At 46.1% G+C, this 3786-nt stretch carries 1 pseudogene; it reads right to left on the bottom strand.

Annotation, left to right across the window (positions count from 1 at the left end):
• A pseudogene (locus IQ229_RS17475) lies at positions 1-3786 on the bottom strand (translocation/assembly module TamB domain-containing protein); the annotation flags it as partial.

Below are 3786 nucleotides of genomic sequence, written 5' to 3'. Positions count from 1 at the left end.
GCAATGCTGCCTGCTAAAGCTGCTGTACCGTTAAGATTACCTGTGATTCCAATTGGTAGTTTGTCAACATTATTCAATAGTTGTACTGGAAAATTATTCACCCGCAATTGACCAGATTGTTCATCACCACCAACGTTACCTGTAAAGGCAATCAGCCTGTTTTGAGATTCGATTCGTAATGGTCGCAAACTTAAAACACCGTTCTCAAAGTTGCCTTCGGCAATCACTTTTTCGGCAGTATAAAAACGATTTCGTTCTTCCTTTTTACCCCAAGCAAAGTCTTGTCCATTCAAATTAAAATCCACTGATAGTCCATTGGCTGTAGCTGTATTGACAGCCACTTCCCCATTGAAAGTCCCCTTTAAGTCTGCCAAATCTGGTATGGGAGTGGAATTAAGTCGCTGTTCTTCCTGTTCTGCCACCAAAGCTTCAATTTCAGAAAACCGTTGGATTTGGGTTAATAAAGGTTCATTTGGCGTTCCTTGGGGATTGGTAGTCAGATCCGCTGCTGTGCCATAGATTTCTGGCGAACCACCAGGCAAATTTTGTAAATCAAATACCCGTGCTACAGCCAGAACATCTTGAATCTCACCCTGTTTGACGTTCAGTCTACCTTGTAATTGAGGCCCTTTAGGGCTTTGAACCACAGTACCGACAACGGCGTAGCTACTTTTCCCTTTGACAAATTCGCTACTAGTGAGTGTAGCTTTACCGTCACCGTAGCGGAATTGAGCAGCTAAACGATCGCCTTTAACCCGGCCAATCTGGGGATTTGCGATCGCTAAATTTCCCGTTGTTGCCAATGTCTGCTGATTAAACAGCAAATCCCCAGTCAACAACCCAGCTATCTTACCAGTACCCAGTCGAGTAATTGGTGGCGGAGTCAAATTCAATATTTGTAAGGGGAAATTAGCAACTTTCAGTGCCCAATCATTTCCTTGAACATTACCTGTGGCTGATGCTTGCTGCCATTTGACTAAGAAAGATTTCGGGCGATTATTGGCATCTAAATTGAAAGATAGGCGATCTCTGGCGAGAAGCCCCTTCGGGTCTACGCTATTACCCGCCAAGTTTAAACTCAAACCGCGTCCCTGTTCTGAATCGATGTTTCCAGTTAACAACGGTTCAAAAGCAATATCTTGCACAACCAAGTCTCGTAAGTTTATTTGCCCTACTACATTTGGTAAGGGCAGCTTACCAGTGATTTGACCATTAAAATCTACTCTCCCCGCCACAGCAACCTGATTGGGAAGATTAATCGGTAACTGTTTTAAGTTGTAATTCTGGGCTTGGACGTTGAGATTTAGGGCAGTAATTTCCGGTATCCCTGGCTTTGTTGCATTGGCTAATATGTTACCAGTAACACTTAAACCGGGAGCAGTTGCTCGCTCAATAGTCAGCCTTTCACCACTCCAAGCGATCGCAGCCGTCAAGGGTTGCTCTAGACCAGGGATACCTTGGGATAATTGCACCTGTCCAGCAGCACGCACATCAGCTAATTTGGACGATCCAAGCGTACCGGCTAATTGCAACTGACCGCCAAACTGTCCCCGCAATTGCTGATTTAACCGATTTAATTCCACACCAGCAGCATCAACTACAGCTTGATAGCGACCATTACCTACTTGGATATTAGAAGCTGCGATCGTTCCACCTGCAACATCTAGCCGTCCCTGACCGTTAGCTTGGATAGTTTGTGGTTGGAAGGATTCAACAGAACCCGCCACGTTGGCTTGACCAGTTAACGTCCCTCGGAACTGCGGTGGTACTGCTGCTAATTGTTGTAAAGGTACATTAGTTGCCTGAACTTGCGCCTGGTATACACCATTACCCACCTGGATATTAGAGGCTGTAATAGTTCCACCTGCAACATTGACCCGCGCCTGACCCATCGCTTGGATAGTTTGCGGTTGGAAGGATTCAACAGAACCTGCCACATTTACTTGACCAGTTAACGTCCCTCGAAACTGCGGTGGTACTGCTGCCAACTGCCGCACAGGTACATTAGTTGCCTGAACTTGTGCCTGGTATACACCATTACCCACTTGGATATTAGAGGCTGTAATAGTTCCACCCGCAACATTTATCCGCGCCTGACCGTTAGCTTGAATAGTTTGTGGTTTAAAAGAATCAACAGAACCCGCTACATCGAACTTACCAGTTAACGCCCCTTGAAACTGCTTTGGTACTTTTCCCAACTTCTGCACAGGCACATTCTTAGCCTGAACTTGCGCCTGATAGACACCATTCGCCACTTGGATATTAGAGGCTGTAACCGTACCCTTGCCAATAGCAAGGCGGCCCTCACCAGTGCCACGGAAGGTTTTCAGGCTGAAATCATCTCTGTTACCTGCGATTTGGAATGTTCCTGCCAAAGGATTATCTAAAGCTGGGGGAGACTGTTTCAATATTTGTCCCAACCGCACACCATTAGCTACAAGTTGAGCCGAGAAGCTTTGGTCTTGCAGTTGGATATTAGAAACTGCAACTGTGCCGCCACCAATTTGAACTCCTGCACCATCACTGCGAATTGTGGCAATTTCAAATGGTGCTGTGCTGCCTGAGAGGAGGAGACGACCATTGAACTGTGCCCCAGCCAAAGAGACATTTTGCAGTTGACTTTTGTCTACAAAGGGTTCTAATTTTACCCCAGAGGCAACAGCCACAGCTTGCCAACGCTCATTGGCATAACTACCAGTTGCCCGAACTGTACCACCACTTACATTCAGAGCCACATTGCGGAAAGAGACGGTGCGATTTGGAGCGATTGCAACCTCGCCTGTTCCGGGGTAAGTTCCATTGGGAGCTTGAAACTGTACCACAGTTTGGACATTAGTAGGAGCGCCAGTTAGTTGAGCTGTAGCTGAGACATTGCCAATTTGAAAGGTCGGTGTTGTTTCGTAGACTTTGGCGATCGCATCCCCTGGAACATTCTTGGCAGCGAAATTTAAATCCAGTCGCGGACTCTTACCAAGTCTAATTGTACCAGCGCCCGTAATCTCACCACCAACTTTGGCTTTACCTTGAATATCTTTTAAGGTAATTAAAGAGGAACTAGTAACAAGCTCAAACTTACTACTGATGCTATTGAAATCAACTTTATCAATTCGGGCAGTTTGAATCGTCGCAACTGAGCCGGAGAGAATTGGCTCTTTAGTTGCTCCAGTAATCTGTAAAGAAGCTTGTACTTGTCCAGCGATCGCTACAGGTAATTTTACCTTGAGAGTCTCTTGGGCATTCGCCAAACTCACCGCATTTACACGCGCTGCCAACTTCAAGCCTGCTTGAGTGTCGATGATTCCCGTAGCCACTAAAGGAATTTTGCCATAGTTGCTAGTCACATTATTTAACTGCAACTCCGTTCCTTGGAAGCGGAGGTTTCCTTGGCTATTGCTCAACAGTTGCGGGACTTTGGGTATTTGCAGCGTTATCCCTTGCACAGTAGCGTTGCCAAACAATAGAGTTTGCTGTCCTGGTGTCAACCGAACTAACAAGTCGCCATTGGCTCGACCCGCCTGTAAGTTCACTGGTAACTTAATCAACCGAGTAATATTCTCAGCCAAAAAATCTTGTGCTTGCACCTGGAAAGTCCCTGCTAGCACCTTAGAACGTGTCTCTCCCTGAATGGAAATATTACCACCACTGTCTGCTTGACCCCCAACTTCAAACCGTATCAACTGATTATTTGCTAAAAGTTGAGCAGATCCATTGAGTTGAGAAAATAGCACCGGCAATTGCTGAGTGTTGTTAGTAGTAGCAGGGCGTTGAGCCTGTCTCTTATACACA

Source organism: Nostoc cf. edaphicum LEGE 07299, from assembly GCF_015207245.1.
GTDB classification, from domain to species: domain Bacteria; phylum Cyanobacteriota; class Cyanobacteriia; order Cyanobacteriales; family Nostocaceae; genus Nostoc; species Nostoc edaphicum_B.
Note: the sequence above shows the minus strand (reverse complement) of the source record. Positions and strands in the feature narration are given on the sequence as shown.